Annotated in this window: 13 protein-coding genes; 6 read left to right on the forward strand and 7 right to left on the reverse strand. The window is 71.0% G+C overall.

What is annotated here, in order from left to right:
- Positions 1-77 precede the first annotated feature (77 nt).
- The gene (locus ACIQI8_RS06315) at positions 78-3,509 is read right to left on the reverse strand and encodes a hypothetical protein (protein ID WP_402345452.1); all 3,432 of its coding nucleotides are present in this window, start codon (positions 3,507-3,509) and stop codon (positions 78-80) included.
- 160 nt (positions 3,510-3,669) lie between these two features.
- Here ACIQI8_RS06315 and ACIQI8_RS06320 point away from each other — a divergent pair, with 160 nt between their 5' ends.
- Entirely contained in the window at positions 3,670-5,187 is a 1,518-nt protein-coding gene (locus ACIQI8_RS06320) for a glycosyltransferase family 39 protein (protein WP_402345453.1), read from the forward strand.
- A gap of 12 nt (positions 5,188-5,199) precedes the next feature.
- Here ACIQI8_RS06320 and ACIQI8_RS06325 read toward each other — a convergent pair whose 3' ends face one another.
- The 3 genes from ACIQI8_RS06325 to ACIQI8_RS06335 form a co-directional block, all read right to left on the reverse strand.
- Complete coding sequence (locus tag ACIQI8_RS06325; RefSeq protein WP_402345454.1) at positions 5,200-6,078, reverse strand: class I SAM-dependent methyltransferase; 879 nt, start codon at positions 6,076-6,078, stop codon at positions 5,200-5,202.
- Between the two features lie 201 nt (positions 6,079-6,279).
- Positions 6,280-7,995 carry a glycoside hydrolase family 6 protein gene (locus ACIQI8_RS06330; protein ID WP_402345456.1) on the reverse strand — a complete coding sequence of 572 codons (1,716 nt, stop codon included), beginning with the start codon at positions 7,993-7,995 and terminating at the stop codon, positions 6,280-6,282.
- A 13-nt stretch (positions 7,996-8,008) separates the two neighbouring features.
- Complete coding sequence (locus ACIQI8_RS06335; RefSeq protein WP_402345458.1) at positions 8,009-9,430, reverse strand: cellulose binding domain-containing protein; 1,422 nt, start codon at positions 9,428-9,430, stop codon at positions 8,009-8,011.
- A gap of 463 nt (positions 9,431-9,893) precedes the next feature.
- Between ACIQI8_RS06335 and ACIQI8_RS06340 the strand changes: the two genes are divergently transcribed.
- Positions 9,894-12,812 (forward strand): glycoside hydrolase family 48 protein, encoded by a 2,919-nt coding sequence (locus ACIQI8_RS06340; RefSeq protein ID WP_402345460.1) that lies wholly within the window; start codon positions 9,894-9,896, stop codon positions 12,810-12,812.
- Positions 12,813-13,023: 211 nt separating this feature from the next.
- On the opposite strand, the gene ACIQI8_RS06345 is transcribed toward ACIQI8_RS06340, so the two are convergent.
- On the reverse strand, positions 13,024-14,010 hold the full coding sequence (locus tag ACIQI8_RS06345) for a helix-turn-helix transcriptional regulator (RefSeq protein ID WP_402345461.1): 987 nt from the start codon (positions 14,008-14,010) through the stop codon (positions 13,024-13,026).
- 62 nt (positions 14,011-14,072) lie between these two features.
- Between ACIQI8_RS06345 and ACIQI8_RS06350 the strand changes: the two genes are divergently transcribed.
- Both ACIQI8_RS06350 and ACIQI8_RS06355 read left to right on the forward strand, forming a co-directional pair.
- Positions 14,073-14,552 carry a hypothetical protein gene (locus tag ACIQI8_RS06350; protein ID WP_402345463.1) on the forward strand — a complete coding sequence of 160 codons (480 nt, stop codon included), beginning with the start codon at positions 14,073-14,075 and terminating at the stop codon, positions 14,550-14,552.
- On the forward strand, positions 14,549-15,019 hold the full coding sequence (locus tag ACIQI8_RS06355; protein WP_402345465.1) for a hypothetical protein: 471 nt from the start codon (positions 14,549-14,551) through the stop codon (positions 15,017-15,019). Before ACIQI8_RS06350 ends, ACIQI8_RS06355 begins: the two co-directional genes overlap by 4 nt.
- On the opposite strand, the gene ACIQI8_RS06360 is transcribed toward ACIQI8_RS06355, so the two are convergent.
- Both ACIQI8_RS06360 and ACIQI8_RS06365 read right to left on the reverse strand, forming a co-directional pair.
- Positions 14,997-15,746, reverse strand: a complete 750-nt coding sequence (locus ACIQI8_RS06360; RefSeq protein ID WP_402345467.1) for a class I SAM-dependent methyltransferase — start codon at positions 15,744-15,746, stop codon at positions 14,997-14,999. The two genes, ACIQI8_RS06355 and ACIQI8_RS06360, sit on opposite strands and share 23 nt — an antisense overlap.
- A 5-nt stretch (positions 15,747-15,751) precedes the next feature.
- Entirely contained in the window at positions 15,752-16,057 is a 306-nt protein-coding gene (locus tag ACIQI8_RS06365) for a 4a-hydroxytetrahydrobiopterin dehydratase (RefSeq protein WP_402345469.1), read from the reverse strand.
- Between the two features lie 143 nt (positions 16,058-16,200).
- On the opposite strand from ACIQI8_RS06365, the gene ACIQI8_RS06370 reads away from it, so the two are divergent.
- Positions 16,201-17,037, forward strand: coding sequence for a helix-turn-helix domain-containing protein (locus ACIQI8_RS06370; protein ID WP_402345470.1), 837 nt, complete (start codon positions 16,201-16,203; stop codon positions 17,035-17,037).
- A 215-nt stretch (positions 17,038-17,252) separates the two neighbouring features.
- Positions 17,253-18,116, forward strand: a complete 864-nt coding sequence (locus tag ACIQI8_RS06375; RefSeq protein WP_402345472.1) for a helix-turn-helix domain-containing protein — start codon at positions 17,253-17,255, stop codon at positions 18,114-18,116.
- The last annotated feature ends 74 nt before the right edge of the window (positions 18,117-18,190 follow it).

Here is an 18,190-nt window from a genome sequence, read left to right on the forward strand (position 1 = left end):
CTCGATGTCAAGGACGGCAGCCGTCCCTGCATCGGACCGCGCACCGCTCCGGCCCCGGGCGCCACAGACGTCCCGCGTCAGGCCCCGCACGTGTCCTTGTATCCCGCGGACGGGAAGAACCGGTCCCACTCCACCCTGCTCAGTCCTCCCTCCGCCCGCTCGCACACCGTGGCCGCTGCTCGCTCCGGCGCCAACGGGCGGGCCCGGTCGGCCAGATGAGGCGTGGCGACACGTACCTGGGAGCCGTCCGACGCGAGGCCCACGGCGAGGATCGGCCCGTCCCCCGCCGGCAGCGTCGCCGCGGGCAGGGTGGGCGTCGCCGTCTCCCACACCGTGACGGAGCCGTCCGGCGCCCCGGCCACCACGAGCGAACCGTCGGCGGAGAACGCCAGCGCCGCCCTGTGCCGCGCGGTGCCGAGCGCCTTCAGCACGGCGATCCTGCGCCAGTCGTGCGCGTCCCACAGGGTGACGCGGTCCTGGAAGTCGGCCACGGCGACGTACCGCCCGTCCGGGCTGAAGGCGGCGGCGGTCAGCAGGTCCTCGCCCTTGACTCCCCCGTCTCCCGTGCGCCGCTTGCCGGTTGCGGCGTCGACGAGCGTGCCCTCGTCGGTCAGCGCGGTGCGCCCGGTCGGGTCGACGGCGACGGGTCCGGAGTCCTTGACGGCCACATGCGGTACCGGCCGTCCCCGCCGGTCGAACGCGGCGACGGTCGCCGCCTTCCCGCGCCAGGCCCCATCGATCAGCCCCTGCACCGAGAAGGTCCGTACGACGCTGGTCCGGCCGCGTTCCTCGTAGCGCAGCACCCCGGCCGCGATGTCGAGCCGGATGTTGCCGACGGACGAGGAGGCGACGGGGAAGGTGAGCAGCGGTTCGCGCAGGCTGTCGTCCGTCGGCTCCGGCAGGTCGGTGCGCCACAGGGCGAGGCCGCCCGAACTCCATGTCAGGGCGTAGGGACCGGCGAACTCCACGGCGGTTCCGCCGCCGCCCAGCGGCAGTCGGGCTCGTTCCCGGCCCGTGCGGAGGTCCCAGGTCACGATCCCGTCGGAGGCGGCAGTCGCCAGGCCCCGGCTGTCCGGGGTGAAGACGAGTTCGTCGCCCCGGCACAGGGCCCGTTCGGTCGACGCCGGCACCGGAGTCGTCACCGGACGGCGGCGCACGGCGTCCAGGACCTGCAGCTCCCCGTCGACGTCCGTGCACCACGCGATGTAGCGCTCGTCGGGGCTCAGCGCCGGCAACCCGCCGTCGTCGTCGCCCCGTTCGTACCGCAGCAGCACCCGCCCGGTGCGCACGTCCCACATCTCCAGCGTCGCGCGCCCTTGTGCCGAACCGCGCCCGGGACTGCGCTGGAAGAATGTGTGCCCGCTCGGCCCGAATCCACCGTCGGAGCTGTCCCACGCGGTGGTGCCGAGCCGACGTGTGCTGCCGTCGGTGAGTCCGCCGATGAGCACGCCGTGGCCGCGCGGGTCCCGGTACGCGACCAGGCGACCGTCCGGGCTGACGTCGATCACGTTCGCGGACAGCGCGTGGCGCGGCACCGAGCGCAGTTGCCGGTGGCTCGGCACCTCCCACTGAAGGACCTTGTCGTGCACCACCGTTGAGAGGATCCGTCCGTCCCGGCTGAGCCAGGAGGGGGCGTTGAGGGCCCGGCCGCCCTCCTCGGGCTGGGTGAACTCGTCCTGTTCGCTCTGCGCGGCGGCCGTCCTGAGCGCCTGGCGGGTCTCGGGCAGATCGGCGGTGCGCCACGCGGCGAGCGCGAGGCGCATCGCGGTGCGCGGCTCGGTGGCGCGCAGGGTGTCCGCCTGCGCGGCGACCCGCCGGGCCTCGGCCTCGTCGCGCTGCCGGGCGCTGACCCCGCCCTGCCGCCACGCGGACACGCCCGCGACGACGGCCAGACAGAGCAGTACCGCGAGGGCGCCGGTGAGGGTGCGCAGCCGGCGGGCGGCGCGGACGGCGGACCGTACGCCCTGCTCGTACGCGGCGACGCCGGCGGCGAGGAAGTCGCGTTCGAGGGGGTTCAACTCCCGCGCCCGGCCGCCGTCTTGTTCCTCAGCTCCGTCCCCGAACGCCTCCCGGGCCTCGGACAGCCGTATCCCCCGGTACAGCGCCCCCGCGTCCCGGCCCAACTCGGCCCAGGCACCGGCCGCTTCGGTGAGCCGGCGGTGCAGGCGCAGCCGCTCGCGGTCCTCGTCGATCCAGGCGCGCAGTCTTGGCCAGGCACCGATCAACGCCTCGTGGGCGAGGTCGACCGTGTCGCCGTCGACCGTCAACAGTCGCGCGCGGACAAGACGTTCGAGGACATGAGCGGTGGTGCCGTCGGCGTCGAGCTCCGCCCGCTTCGCCGGTCGTCGGGTGTCCTCGGTGCCCTCGCCGGGGTTCACCAGACGCAGCAGCAGGGCACGGACGGCGGCGGCCTCGGCGGGCGTACACCGTGCGTAGGTCTCTTCCGCGGTGTGCGCGACGGCGCCGTGGATGCCACCGACGGCCTCGTAAGCGGCGAGGGTGAGCGTCTTGCCGGTGCGCCGGCGCCAGACCTCGCGCAGGGCGTGGGCCATGAGGGGCAGTCCGCCGGGCTCGTCGGCGACGTCCGCGACGATCCGGGCGGTGAGCGCCCGCTCGACGACGAGCCGACGGGCCGCGGCCGGCCGTACCACCGCCTCCCGCAGCCCGCTCGCCGTCATCGGCCCGGCCAGCAGCGTGGCGTCCCGCAACGCCTCGGCCAGTGGCCCGTGTTCGGCACAGCGGCCGTAGAAGTCGGCACGCACGGCGAGCAGGACGCGCAGGCGTGACGTCGGGTCGCACGCGCGCAGCAACTGGCCGAGGAATCGCGTGCGTTCGGCCGGGTCGGCGCAGAGGGTGAAGACCTCCTCGAACTGGTCGACGACCAACAGGGTGTCGCCGGGCGAGTCATGGGGCGCGAAGAGGGCTTCGTGGGTGCGGGCCGGATGCGGGCCCGGCGTGAGAAGCCGGATGGCGGCAGGCCGGAAGCCGACTCCCTCCGACTGCCGGGAGTGGGCTGCCCCCGGCTCCCGCAGCCGCGGTATCAACCCCGCCCGCAGCAACGACGACTTGCCGCTGCCCGACGCGCCGACAACGGCCGCGAACCGCGAACGGCCGGTGAGCCGCAGCAGCTCGGCGGTCAGGTCGTCACGACCATGGAAGTGCTCGCCGTCACCGGTCTCGAAGCGGGCGAGTCCGGGATAGGGGCTGTCCGCCGACTCCGTGTCGTCGCTCGCGCGGGCGTCGGCGGCCTCGGCGACGGCCTCGCGCAGGCGCCGCTCCCACTCCGCCGGATCCCCGTCGCACGCGCTGACGTAGGCGAGCAGTACCGGCAGGCTGGGCAGCCGTTCACCGCCCGCCGCCGCGGACAGGGTCGGGGCCGAGTAGCCCGCGCGGCGCGCCATCTCGCGGTACGTCGGACTGTTCGCCTCGTCGCGCAGCTTGCGCAGTTCGTAGGCGAACCGCTGGACGACGCCGTCCCCCGGATCAAGCGGTTTCTCCTTGCGTCCCATGTGCGTTCCCCCTTCGCCACGGTCGCTCCACACGCTAACAACCCGCTTGTCGAATTGTTCGGCGCGCCGGACGGGGGCTGCCCAACAATCCCCCGACCTCTGAACTCGTCGGTGACACGCGCCGCTTCGCGAACCCTCGCATGCCTTCTCGCGATCCCGCATGCCTGTTCGCGACCACTGCCACGCACCGGAGCCGACCATCGCCACGACCCACGCACCCGAGCAACTCGCCCCACCCGTCCGGCCGCGGGACACCCACACCACCCGCGTCGCCCGCCCCGCCCGCACTCCCGCGACCGTGGTCCTGGCCCCCGTCGCCCTCTCCCTCGCCCTCGGGCTGTGGGGCCTGCGGCGCGGCGGCAGCATGTGGCGGGACGAGGCGGTGACGTACGACATGGCACGGCGCTCGCTGCCCGACCTGGGGGCGACGCTGGGTCACGCGGACGCCGTGCACGGGCTGTACTACCTGCTGATGCACGGCCTGTTCGCGCTGTCCGGCGGAGCGGATCCGCTGCTCGTGCTCCGGCTGCCCTCGCTGCTGGCGCTCACGGCGGCGGCCGGGACGGTGGCGCTGCTGGGACACCGCCTCGCCGGTCCGCGCGCGGGCCTGCTGTCCGGAGTCGTCTTCGTCCTCCTGCCGCCGGTGCAGCGCTACGCGCAGGAGGGCCGTTCGTACGCGCTGGTCTGCGCGTTGGTCGTCTGGGCGACGTATCTGCTGCTACGAGCCGTGCGAACGGGCACCGGCCGCGCCTGGCTCGCCTACGGCGCCGTCGCGCTCGCCGCGTGCGCGGTGCACGAGTTCGCCGTACTCGCCCTGCCCGCGCACCTGTCGGCGCTGCCGAGAGGCGCCCGCGCGACCGGAGCACGCGTGATGGCCGGCGTCTGTGTCTGCCTCGCCCCACTGGTGGTACTGAGCACCCGCCAGACCGAGCAGGTGGCGTGGATCGGCGGGATCGGGGCGGGCGCGATCCTGGGCTTCGCCGGGGTGGCGGCGCTCGGGCTGGCCTGCGCAGGGGTGCTGCGCCGCGCGGGCCGCCGGGACCCGATCGCGCCGGCGCTGTCCCTCCTCGTGCTCCCGCCCCTGCTGCTTCTCCTGTTCTCGCTGGTCAAGCCGCTGTACGTGGACCGTTACGTCCTCTACGCGCACGCCGGGACGGCCCTGCTGGTCGGCGCGGCCCTCGACCGGCTGATCCGCGCGCGGGGCCGCATCCGCGCCGGCGCGTTCCTCGCGGCCGGCACCGCGGTCCTCGTCCTGCTGCCGGTGACCCTGGACCTGCGCACCCCGCACAGCCGTACCGACGATGTCACCGCGATCGCCGAGGCGGTCCGCGACGCGGGCCGAGGCGCAGACGGCATCGTCTATCTGCCGTCCCGGCGCCGGGTCTGGTCACTGCCCGACCCCGGCCCCTTCCGCCCGCTGCCCGACCTGGCCCTGTCCGGCCCCCCGGCCGCCTCCCACACCCTGTACGGCACGGAGCTGCCGGCATCGGACATCCGCGCCCGCATGCGCGCCGCGACCCGGATCGTCGCGCTGCGTGATCCGGCGGGCCGGCCTGTCGACCGAACGGCGCAGGAGGCCACCAAGCGGGAGGTGCTGGCCGAGGACTTCGTGGAGTGCGGTACCCGACGGCTGCGGGGCGCGCGGATCACGGTGTACGCACGGCCGGGCGGTTGCTGAGGACCGTAGGCCTCACGCGGCCCGTGCCGCCGTGTGCACGGTGTGCGCGGCCAGCACGAACACATCCGGGCGGTGGTGGACGCTCGCCTTGTCGTCCGGGTCCAGAAGGCGGTCGAGGGTCGTGCGGTCGTCCGGGGCGAGGTGGTCGCCGAAGCCGTCGCGGAGGCGGGTGAGGGTGTCGGCGATGTAGGCGCGGGCGCGGTCCTTGGCCGGGGCGGGCAGGTCGAGGAGGAAGGTACGGGTGCCGGTCGGGCGCAGGCCCGCCGAGGCCATGAGCGCCGGCCAGTCCTCCGCCTCCGCGACGGCACCGGGCAGGTTCGCCCTCATCTCGGCGAACCACTCCTCCTCCAGCGCGTCGAGCCGCGCCTGCAGCCCGGGGCGTCCGAAGCCGAGGTCACGCGGCAGGAAACGCGCGGGCAGGCCGCCTTCCATCAGGGCCAGCGTGCCGCCGGGCGCGAGCCGGGCGGCGAAGGCGGCGAGCGCGGCCCGCTGGTCACCGAGGTGGTGCAGGCTGCGGCTGGCCCACAACAGATCGGCCGGGTAGTCCAACTCGTCCAGAACACCGGGCAGTTCACCGGCGAGCGTGCCGAAGCGGTCGCCGACGCCGAGCCGGTCGGCGCGGGACCGGGCCCGGTCGAGGAGCGGCTCGGCACCGTCGACCGCGACGACCCGGGCGCCCGGAAAGGCCTCGGCCAGCAGACAGGCGACGACACCCGGGCCACTGCCCGCGTCCACGATCAGCCCGGGTTCCGTCTGCTTGTCGGCGAGCCAGGCCAGGGCCCGTTCGTACAACGACGTGAACAGCTCGGCCTGCGCTTCGAGCCGCGGCGCCATCGCGGCCCAGTCGAGGTCGGTGTGGTGGTGATGATCGTGACCGTGGTCGTGCGCCATGGAAGGAAGCCTCTCGTCCGGATACGGCTCCAGACTGCTCCGGCTCACCAAGAAACGGCAACGACGATTGCCGTGTCGGCAACAAAGTCGCCGGGTCCTATGCCAAAAGAGGGCTGACCCCCACGCCCCCGAAGGGGCGCGGGGAACTGCGCGACCAGCCACAACCGGCCCGCAGCCAAAACTCAACCCACCCGCCAAAGCCTAGAGCGGCGGGTACGCATTCTGCATCAGCTGCTGGAACTGCGCCGAGAACCAGTGCCCGGACAACGGCGCGTTCGCCAGTGCCCCAGACATGCTGTTCCCGTTCCGCGCGTTACCGGTGTACGTCGGGTCGCACATCCGGTCGAAGCCCTTGCCCTCGTCGTTCGGGATCGCGGTGCTGGACCCGTCCGACTCCCCCGGCGGCTTCATCCACACATACGCGTCGATCCCGGCCGCCGGAGCCGCCTTCGGCCGCTCACCGAGACCCGCCCCGGACTGGTTGCACCAGTTCCCGACATGGATCCGGCGGTCATAGCGCCCGCCGTCGACATACGTGTCCACGCTGGTCGTCGCGCCCGGCCCGGTGGGCCGCGCCGTGCCGCCCCAGCCGTTCCTGGAGGTGTCGATCAGCATGCCGATACCGGAGTTGAAGCCCACCGACACCAACTGCGTACGGAAGGCCTGGGCGTACGACAGCTCGTCCACGTACCGGTTCCAGTCGACCCACTTGGACTGACGCACGGACGTGCCGTTCACGGTGTCGTTGACGGTGAAGTTGTTCTCCTTCAGGGCGCTGTAGTTGGCCGTGTTGGTGATGAAGCCGTGCACGTCGTCGACGGTCGCGCCCTCACTGGTCGCCGCCTGCTTGAACAGGGTGGCGGAGGGGGCGAAGTTGTCGTCCCAGCCGAGCCAGCCGTGGTGTCCCGCGTCGATGTAGTTGTAGACGTTGGGGATCGCGCCGAGCTTGGCCAGCGCGTAGCCGACGCCCTTCACGTAGTTGCCGTTGGCCAGCATGGTGTCGCAGGCCGGCGTGGCGGTGGCCCGACTGCCGGTGTTGGTCACCAGGTTGGGCAGCGAGTCGATCTCGATGGTGGTGACGATCCGCAGGCCCGCGTACTTGCTGTCGGCGAGGATCGCCGCGATCGGGTCGATGAACTGCGTCTTGTACTTGTCGATCTCCGTCGGGCCGAGTTCGCCGTTGGAGGCGAGGGCCGCGCAGTCCCGTCCGGGCAGGTCGTAGACGACGAGTTGGACGACTTCCTCGCCGCTGCCCTTCTGGGCGAGGGCCGCGTCGAGGTGGGCGCGCAGACCCATGCCGCCGTTCACGCCGTTGATCGCGGCGATACGGTCGAGCCAGACGCCGGTGGGCTGGTTGGAGATCCGGCTGCCACCGGTCTCGGCCGCTGCTTTCGCCGACCACTCCGGGTTCACGTACACCTTGGCGCCGGCGTACGGGTTGTCGACCTTGGTGGACGGATCACCGGGGTCGCCCGGATCCGTGGGTCCCCCGCCCCCGTCGTCGACGTTGCAGGTCACCCCGTCGAGCGTGAACGTGGTCGGCAGCGCGTTCGTCCCGCTGTAGGAGGCGTTGAACCCGAAGCTGACCGAACCGCCGCTCGGCAGGCTCCCGTTGTACGTCTCGTTGGCGGCGGTGACGCCCGCTCCGCTCTGGCTGATCTTCGCGTTCCAGCCCTGGGTGACCTTCTGGTTTCCGGCGTACGACCACTTCACCGCCCAACTGCTCTTGGCGGCGCCGTTGTTGGTCACCGTCACGGCGGCGGTGAAGCCGGCGTCCCACTGGCTCTGCACCTTGTAGTCGACGCTGCACGGGATCGCGGCGATCCCGGCGTCGCCGGGCACGACGGCGGCCGCCGTCCCGGTGGCCCCGGCGACCAGCGCCAGGGCGGCGAGTATCGCTGTTCTGGTACGGCTCATGAGTGCGGGTTTCCTATCCGTTGAGGGCGCGCAGGTGATCGCGCAGTCCGATGCCGTACGACGTGGGTGTGCCGTCGTAGTTGGAGATCAGGGACGGACCCGAGGAGCAGTCCCAGGTGTTCCAGGTCCAGCCCAGATAGGAGAGATTCCGGTCGTCGAACCACTTCATGACCCGGTCGACGAAGGCGTGGGAGCAGGTGTTCTCGCCGATCTCCCCTGCCATCAGCGGCACTTGGGCCGCCACCGGGGCGAGCGTGGAGTTCCAGCAGCTCTCGCTCGCGCAGGTGTTGAAGTTGTAGACGTGGTAGGCGGCGACGAGATTGCCCTTGGGATCGGTGGGCCTGTACGTCAGCCACTGGCTGAGGTCGTTCGAATAGGCCAGCCCACCGGCCATGATGACGTTCGCGGCGCCCGTGCCGCGGATCGCGTCGACCAGGTCCTGCATACCGGCCACCTCGTAGGAGATGCCGGGGCAGGTGCCGCCGTCGCGCCAGCACTGCCACGCCTGGGTGGTCGTGGAGGTGGCACGGTCCGGGTAGGGCTCGTTGAACAGGTCGAAGGCGACCGCCTGGTCGTTCTTGAAGGTGCTCGCGACCGAGGACCAGAAGGACGGCGTGTACTGCATGTCCGGCATCGGCTTCTGGCAGGTGGCGTGCACGTCGGAGCAGCCGGCCGAGTTGCCGGTGTACTGCCCGTAGGTCCAGTGCAGTTCGACGACCGGCGTCATGCCGTGCGCCTCGACGCGGGCCACCAGGTCCTTGACGGCGGCGATGTAGTTGGCGCCGCCGTACTCGGGCTTGATGTTGGAAAGGCCCAGCCAGCACTCCTCGTTGAGCGGAATGCGGACGGTGTTGGCCTTCCAGTCGGCGATCGCCTTGACCGCCGCGTCGTCCACGGGACCATCCCAGATCCCGTAGCCCTGGACGCACATGAACTCGCCGCCGGACCGGTTGACGCCGAGGAGGCGTCGAGTGGCCCCGCCTGCGTCCACGAGCTTGTTCCCGGAGACGTGCAGGGCGGGTGCGGTGCCGTCACCCGGATCCGGTGGATCGGTGGGATCCGTCGGATCGGTCGGCGGCTGTGAATCGACGTTGCACACGGTCCCGTTGAGCTTGAACGACGTCGGTACGGCGTTGGTCCCCGACCGGGAGCCGAGGAACCCGGCGCTCACGCTCGCGCCGGTGCCGAGCGCGCCGTTCCAGCTCTCGTTGGCGGCGGTCACCGTCGTGCCGGACTGGGACCACTTGGCGTTCCAGCCCTGGGTGACCTTCTGGCCGCTCGCGAAGTCGAAGGCGAGGCTCCAACTGCTCACGGCCGCCGTGTTGTTGGTGATCGTCACCGAGCCCTGGAAGCCGGTGTCCCACTGGCTGGTGACGGTGTACTGCACCGTGCAGGCGGGTGTTGCTCCGTGCGCCGTGACGACCGGAATGGTCATGGCCCCGACAAGGGCGACCGCTCCGGCGGCGGCTGCTGCAACATTCCGGGGGATAACCCCCGGACCCCCAGCAGAAAAGCAGGTCAGCAGGGGCAACCGGCGCCGAGGTCGCGCGGCGGACTTACGTAAAAGTACTGAACGCGGAGGGTGTCGCATGAGCGAGTCCTTGCAGCTCGGGCGCGTCGTGACGGACGCGTCGACTGATGGAGTCGCTCCCACTGGTGTCAACGAAGCTAGCGCCAAGTGACGGCAAAGGACAGGGGGGCCTCACACTTTCCCTGACTTTCCATCAGTTCACCCCTGTCGAATTTTTTCGACTCTTCAAGCACCTTGACCGCCCTCACCCCCGTCCCCACTATGGGAGCGCTCCCACTGGTTCAAGGCTTGTTGCTGCTCGACCCCCCACCCCCTTCAGAGCCGCCTCTCAGAGCTCCCCCCTCAGAGCCGCAAGGAGGACCAGCACATGCACCCCAGCAGGAGACGCCGCCGCGCGCGGCGCCTGTGGACCGCCGTCGTGGCCGCCCTCGCACTTCCCCTCACGATGCCCGGTACCGGCACAACACCCGCTCAGGCAGCGGCACTTCAGTGCAGCGTCGACTACAAGGCGAACGACTGGGGCTCCGGCTTCACCGCGGACCTCACGCTCACCAACCGCGGCACGGACGCCATCAGCGGCTGGACGCTGACGTACGCCTACGCCGGCAACCAGAAGCTCTCGAACGGCTGGAACGGCACCTGGTCGCAGTCCGGCCAGTCGATCACCGTGCAGAACGCCTCCTACAACGGGACGATCGCGGCGGGCGCGGCCGTCTCGACAGGTGCGCAGTTCTCGTACTCCGGCACCAACACCGCGCCGAGCAACTTCGCGATCAACGGCACGAGTTGTGTCGGCGCGCACCAGCTGCCGGTCACCGTGCTGACCAGCCCCACGGCCGGCGCGGTCTACACGCAGGGCACCGCGGTCCCGCTCGCGGCGACGGCCGCCGCCGCGGACAGCGCGACGATCAGCAAGGTCGAGTTCTACGACGACACGACGCTGCTCGGCACGGACACCAGCGCGCCGTTCACGTTCTCGGCCACCGGACTTGCCGTCGGCAGCCATTCCCTGGTGGCGAAGGCGTACGACAGTCTGGGCGCGTCCGCGTCGTCGACACCGGTCGGCATCACGGTCGCCTCGGGCCCCGCCGTGGTCGCCTCACCCACCCAACTGGGCGTCCAGCAGGGCAAGTCGGGCACGTTCGCGGTGAAGCTGTCGACGCAGCCGACCGCCAACGTCACCGTCACGACGGCCCGCGCGAGCGGCAACACCGGTCTGTCCGTCACCGGCGGCGCGACGCTCACCTTCACGCCCGCCAACTGGAGCACGGCGCAGACGGTGACGATCACCGCGGACGCCTCCGGCACGGGTTCGGCGTCCTTCGAGTCGTCGGCGACCGGCCACACCAAGGCGACGGTCACGGTGACGGAGCTGGCGGCCTCCAAGGCGTACGACGCCCGCTTCCTGGATCTCTACGGGAAGATCACCAACCCGGCGAACGGCTACTTCTCGCCCGAGGGCGTCCCGTACCACTCGGTGGAGACGCTGATCGTCGAGGCGCCGGACCAGGGCCATGAGACCACGTCGGAGGCGTACAGCTACCTGCTGTGGTTGCAGGCCATGTACGGCAAGGTCACCGGTGACTGGTCCAAGTTCAACGGCGCGTGGGCGCTCATGGAGAAGTACATGATCCCCACCCACGCCGACCAGCCCACCAACTCCTTCTACAACGCGTCGAAACCGGCGACCTACGCGCCCGAGCTGGACACTCCGAACGAGTACCCGGCCAAGCTCGACACCGGCGTCCCGGTCGGCTCGGACCCGATCGCGGGCGAGTTGAAGAGCGCGTACGGCACGGACGACGTGTACGGCATGCACTGGCTGCAGGACGTCGACAACGTCTACGGGTACGGGGACACACCGGGCGGCGGTTGCGAGGCCGGACCGACGGCCGACGGCCCGTCGTACATCAACACCTTCCAGCGCGGCGCGCAGGAGTCGGTGTGGGAGACGGTGCCGCAGCCGACCTGCGACGCGTTCAAGTACGGCGGAACGAACGGGTACTTGGACCTGTTCACGGGCGACTCGTCGTACTCCAGGCAGTGGAAGTACACCGACGCCCCGGACGCCGACGCGCGTGCCGTGCAGGCCGCGTACTGGGCGGACGTGTGGGCCAAGGCGCAGGGCAAGGGCGGTGACGTCTCCGCGACCGTCGGCAAGGCCGCGAAGATGGGCGACTACCTGCGCTATGCCATGTACGACAAGTACTTCAAGAAAATCGGCAACTGCGTCGGACCGTCCACCTGCCCGGCCGGAACCGGCAAGAACTCCTCGTCGTACCTGCTGTCCTGGTACTACGCGTGGGGCGGCGCGACGGACACGAGTGCGGGGTGGGCCTGGCGGATCGGGTCGAGCCATGTGCACGGTGGCTATCAGAACCCACTCGCGGCATACGCGCTCAGCTCGTACGCGGATCTGAAGCCCAAGTCGTCGACGGGTGCCGCCGATTGGAGTACCTCACTCACCCGGCAACTGGAGTTCTACCGCTGGCTGCAGTCGAACGAAGGGGCCATCGCGGGTGGGGCGACCAACAGTTGGGCGGGGCGGTACGCGACTCCGCCGGCCGGGACGTCGACCTTCTACGGCATGTACTACGACCAGCAGCCCGTCTATCACGATCCGCCGTCCAACCAGTGGTTCGGTTTCCAGGCGTGGTCGATGGAGCGGGTCGCCGAGTACTACCAGCAGACGGGGAACGCGAGCGCGAAAGCGGTTCTCGACAAGTGGGTCGACTGGGCGCTGTCCAAGACCACGATCAATCCGGACGGGACGTATCGGATTCCGTCCACGCTGCAGTGGTCGGGGCAACCGGACACGTGGAACGCGTCAAGTCCCGGTGCCAACAGTGGACTTCATGTCACCGTCGCCGATTACACGGATGACGTCGGGGTGGCCGCGGCCTATGCCAAGACGTTGACGTACTACGGCGCGAAGTCCGGTGACACGGAGGCCAAGTCGGTGGCGAAGGCGCTGCTGGACGGCATGTGGGCCAACTACCAGGACGGGCTCGGTGTGGCCGTGCCGGAGACGCGGGCGGACTACAACCGGTTCGACGACTCGGTGTACGTGCCGAGCGGGTGGAGCGGGAAGATGCCGAACGGGGATGTCATCAACTCCTCGTCGACGTTCGCCTCGCTGCGGTCCTTCTACAAGAACGACCCTGCGTGGTCGAAGATCGAGGCGTATCTCGCGGGTGGCGCGGCTCCGTCGTTCACGTATCACCGGTTCTGGGCCCAGGCGGACATCGCCATGGCCATGGGTTCGTATGCGGAGCTTCTTGAATAACCGCCCCGCCAGGCGCTCCGCGCGAAGGGCGGTGGTCGACCGCGGTCCCTTGTGGCTGGTCGCGCAGTTCCCCGCGCCCCTTGAAAGGGCATGGGAGACGCACCGTCCTTCCAGGAAGCGCTTGTCAAGGCTCCGTGTACGAGGCCTCGTCACCGGACGACGGGGCCGACCGACCGGGCGGCCCTCCCTCGCAGTGGGGGCCGCCCGGTTCTCACGCGTCCCTTTCGATCGCCGCGTTGCCGTACCTTCCGGCCAGTTCCGCGATCGTTCGGGCGATGCGTTCACGCAGCTCGGGCGGTTCGAGGACCTCGATGTCCGTGCCCAGGCGCAGGAACTCGCCATGCGCCCGCTCGACGGACTCGACGGGGACTCGGACGAGGGTCCAACCGGCCGCATCCGTGCGGACGTTCACCGCCCTGGGCAGCGTCACGCCGGGAGCGATCCGCACCACCGCCTCCGCCCGGTACAGCCGGTCGTGGAAGTCGCGCTGGTACGCCGTCCAGTAGGCCGCCAGATCGAAGGCTTCGGGACGCGTGAACTCCTCGTCGGACGTGACCAGTTCGAGGATCTGATCGACCCGGAAGGTGCGCGGCCCGGATCCCGCGGCTCTCGCCGCTCCCCCAACTCCGGCGACTCCCGCAATGACATACCAACGCCCCGCCTTCAGCACCAGCCCGTACGGCTCCAACCATCGCTCCACATCGGTCGGTTCGGCCCAGCGGCGGTAACGGACACGCAGCACACGGCTGTTCCAGACCGCCTCGGCCACCGCGGGGAGGTACGGCGCGTCGTCGGCGTCCGCGTACCAGCCGGGCGCGTCCAGGTGGAAGCGGCCGCTGATCCGGTCGGCGTGGGCGCGCAGCTCGGGCGGCAGGGCCGCGCGCACCTTGAGCTGAGCGGCGGCGAGGACCGAACCGAGGCCCAGCTCGGCGGCCGGGCCGGGGGCGCCGGCCAGGAAGAGGGCCTCGGCTTCGCCTGCGGTGAGGCCGGTCAGGCGGGTGCGGTAGCCGTCGAGCAGGCGGTAGCCGCCGGCGTGGCCCGCGTCGCCGTACAGCGGGACGCCCGCCGCGCCGAGCGCCTCGACGTCCCGGTAGACCGTGCGCACCGAGACCTCCAGCTCCTCGGCGAGCTGGGCGGCGGTCATCCGGCCCCGGGTCTGGAGCAGCAGGAGGATCGAGACGAGTCGGCTGGACTTCACGGTGCCAGAATCCCAGACTTCACTGACACATGGTGTCAGTGAAGGCGTCCTAGCGTGCCGCCATGGCCTTCACCGAGAAACTGCTCACCGTGCCACCCCCGATCGAACTGGCCGGCCGGCACATCAAGCGCTACCACGTCACCTCCGACCCGGCGGGCATCGCTCCCGACATCGAGAAGGCGGCGTACGCGATCCTGCCGGAGCTGCTGCCGGAGCCGGACGGCACTCCGCCGGCCACCTTCGTGGTGCTGCACAAGGGCGGCGACACCGGCGCCTATCTCAACGCCTACAGCTGGGTGTGGGACAACGTGCTGCACTTCCGGGGCGCCTCGGCGGGCCAGCCGGTGCTCGGCTGCCCGGACGACGACCCCACCCACTTCATCCGGCCCGACCTGCCGTGGATCGGGTGCGTCTGGGAACTGCCGCCGATCCTGCACGAACGGGACGCCTGGGTACGGCACCTGCTCGCGCCCGACGTCCCGGATCTCGACGCCTACTTGGCCGACTCCCTGCCCGAGGGAACGACGGGAGACCGTTCATGAGCAGCAGCCCGCACGACTTCGACTTCTTCCACGGCGAGTGGCAGGTGGTCAACCGTCGCCGCACCGACTTCCTCGACCCGGAGAGCGGGTGGGAGGAGTTCCCGGCCACGAGCCGCTGCCGGCCGCTGTTCGACGGGGCCGCGAACGTCGACGAGATCGACCTGCCCCACCTCGGGGCCAAGGGCGCGACCCTGCGGCTCTTCGACCGGGGGACCGAGCGGTGGACGCTGTACTGGGCATCGAGCCGCAGCGGCACTCTCTTCCCGCCGGTGACCGGTCAATTCGACGGAGACCGGGGTGAGTTCCACGGCGACGACACACACCAAGGCAAGGACGTACGGGTGCGGTACGTCTGGACGGTCGCGGCACCGGAGCGCCCTCGCTGGGAGCAGGCCTTCTCCCTCGACGACGGACAGACCTGGCTGACCAACTGGACCATGGACTTCAGTCGGCCGTCGGCTTCCTGAAGGCCCGCAGCGTGAACTCCGGGTCGGCGCGCGGCCGTTCCTGGTCGGGCAGCGCCTCAAGACGCTCGGCGAACCGTTCGGTGAGCGGGTCGCCGGGCGGCAACTGCGTGAACCAGCCGCGGCGCAGGTCGGCGGCGGTACGGCGGGGACTGCGCCCCTGGCCTCGGCCCCTGAAGCGGGCCTGCCCCGCCGGACGCAGGCCGAGCGCGGCGGCGTACGCCTCCACCAGCAGGGCGGCGTCGGGGGCCGGGCGGCGCGGGCGCGGGGCGAGCACCGCGTCGATGTCGCTGCCCACGTCGTGCGCGGCGGCCTTGTCGACCGTGGTGACATACACCCCGCCCGGCTTCAGCACCCGCGCGCACTCGGCGACGACGGCCCTGACCTGCTCGGGTTCGTCGAGCAGGTGCAGCAGCCACACGCTGGTGACCGCGTCGAAGGTGGCATCGGGGAAGGGCAGGGTGCGGCTGTCGGCGAGGACGATCGCGCCGGGCAGCCGCCTCGCGGCCATCCTGGCCATGGCGTACGTCAGATCCGCGCCCGTCACCCGGGTGGCGGGCCGCGCCGCCGCGAGCCGCCTGGTGACGATGCCGGTACCGCAGGCGATGTCGAGCAGTCGGTCGACCGAGGCGGGTACCAGGCCCAGTACGGCGTCCGCCGCGGCGGCGGCCCGGGGCTCACCGCCGCGACTCGCGTCGTAGGCGTCGGCTTCCTTGTCGTAGTCGAGCACGGACGTCAGTGTGCCCCGTGGCTCCGTGCCAACTCCTCGACCCGGCGCGCGAGCGCGAAGTCCAGCTCGGTGACCCTGCCGCCGACGCTGTGCGTGTTCACCGACAGCGACACGGTGTTGTAGCCGAGGGTGAGGTCGGAGTGGTGGTCGAGCTCCTCCTGGACCTGGGCGATGTGGACGACCATCGCCGTCGCCCCGAAGTGCGTGCCGAGCCGGTAGGAGCGGGTGAGCAGGTCGCCGTCGAGCGACCACCCCGGCAGCTCGGCCAGCCCCTCCTCGATCTGCTGCTGCGACAGCGGTTCCACGGGCATGGCATCGCTCCTTCGTGAACGCCGGACACCTCTTCAGCGTGCCACAGTCCGGGGCGTCGCCGCGCTGGTCAGAGGGGGTCGCCCCGAGCGTGCGGGGTTTCCGCGCCCGGCTCCCGCGACCGGCCGTCGACTACGGTCGTCGTATGACCGCCGCCGCGCACGGGAACTCCACCACCGCCACCACCGCATCCACCGTCGACAAGGGCGTCGGCCCCCTGCTGCGGGCCTGGCGGGAGCAGCGGCGGGTGAGTCAGCTGGAACTGGCGCTGCGTGCCGACTCCTCCGCGCGGCACATCAGTTTCATCGAGACGGGCCGCTCCCGGCCCAGCGAGGAGATGGTGCTGCGGCTCGCCGAGCACCTGGACGTGCCCGTACGCGAGCGCAACGCCCTTCTGCTGGCGGCCGGTTACGCCCCGCACTACCCGGAGACCCCGCTGGACTCCCCGGCGCTGGACGCCCTGCGCGAGGGCGTGGAGCGGCTGATCCAGTGCTACGAGCCGTATCCGGCGCTGGTGGTGGACGCGACCTATCAAGTGCTGGCCGCGAACCGGGGCGTCGCGATCCTGCTCGACGGCATCCCGGCCCACCTCCTCCAACCGCCCCTCAACGCCATGCGGTTGACCCTGCACCCACAGGGCCTGGCACCGCGCATCCGCAACCTGCGCGAATGGCGCGGGCACCTCCTGGAGCAGATGCGGCGCCAGATCGCCCTGCACCGCTCGGAGCAACTGCGGGACCTGTACGAGGAGGTCGCCGCCTACCCGGTGCCGGAGGCCGATCCGGCGGCCGAACCGGCCGAGCCCGTACCGTACTTCGCGCTGCCGATGCGGCTTGAGCACGAGGGCCGGACGCTGTCGTTCATCTCGTCGATCTCCACGTTCAACACCCCGATGGACGTGACGGTCGCCGAGCTGGCCATCGAGACGCTGCTCCCGGCCGACCCGGCGACCGCGAAGTACCTTCGGTCGCTGCTGTCCTGACGACCCGGCGCCAGGCCGGGTTCCGGACCGGAGTGCGCCGGCCCGGAACCCGATGTCCTCACGGTCCCGCGCGTCGCGCGGCGAGTCGATTACGTCTGGGGTAATGAGGAGGGAGATTACCGGTGAGGCATATGCCTCACCCGGATCCCATGAGACTGTCGGCGGAACATGAAACACTGCTTCGCGCATACTTCGGCGCGTAGGGGAGGCGTGACGTGAGTGAGCGGCGTCCCGCGCCCACCGTGGGCCAGGTGGTGCTCGGCAAGCGCCTGCAGGAACTCCGGGAGGCGGCCGGCCTCAAGCGTGAGGAGGCCGCCCGGGTACTGCGGGTGGCTCCGGCGACCGTACGGCGGATGGAAATGGCCGACGTCGCGTTGAAGATCCCGTATGTCCAGGTGCTGCTGGAGACGTACGGGGTCGCGGAGGAAGAGGCGACGGCGTTCGTCACGCTGGCCGAGGAGGCGAACCGGCCGGGCTGGTGGCAACGCTTCCACGACGTGCTGCCGGACTGGTTCAGCCTGTACGTGAGCCTGGAGGGCGCCGCCCGGCTCATCCGCTCCTACGAGCCGCACTTCGTGCCCGGCCTGCTGCAGACCGAGGACTACGCGCGAGCCGTCATGGAGGCGGGCACGGTCGGGCAGACCGAGCCGGGGGCCATCGAGCGGCATGTGACCCTGCGCATGACCCGCCAGCGTCTCCTTGACCGGCCCGACCCGCCCCACCTGTGGGTGATCATGGACGAGACGGTGCTGCGGCGGCCGGTGAGCATCCGCGGCGAGGTGATGCGCGGACAGCTGGACAAGCTCCTGGAGTACGCCGAGCGCGACCGCGTCACGCTCCAGATCGCCGAGTTCGAGGACGGTCCGCACCCGGGGACGTACGCGCCCTTCACCCTGTTCCGCTTCGCCGAGCCGGAGCTGCCCGACATGGTCTTCACCGAGTACCTGACCGGTGCCCTGTACCTCGACTCCCGCAGCGAGGTCTCCGCGCACCTGGAGGTCCTCGACCACATGACGGCGCGCGCGGCCTCGGCCGAGCGCACCAAGAAGCTGCTGCGGGAGTGCCGCGAGGACTTCTGAGCGGCCCGTCCCTGAGCGGCACAGCACAGCCCGGAACCACCCGCACTTCTCCCCCCACGGCACCTCCTGCGTCA

The sequence above is a fragment of the Streptomyces sp. NPDC092369 genome (genome assembly GCF_044755245.1).
Classification (GTDB): domain Bacteria; phylum Actinomycetota; class Actinomycetes; order Streptomycetales; family Streptomycetaceae; genus Streptomyces.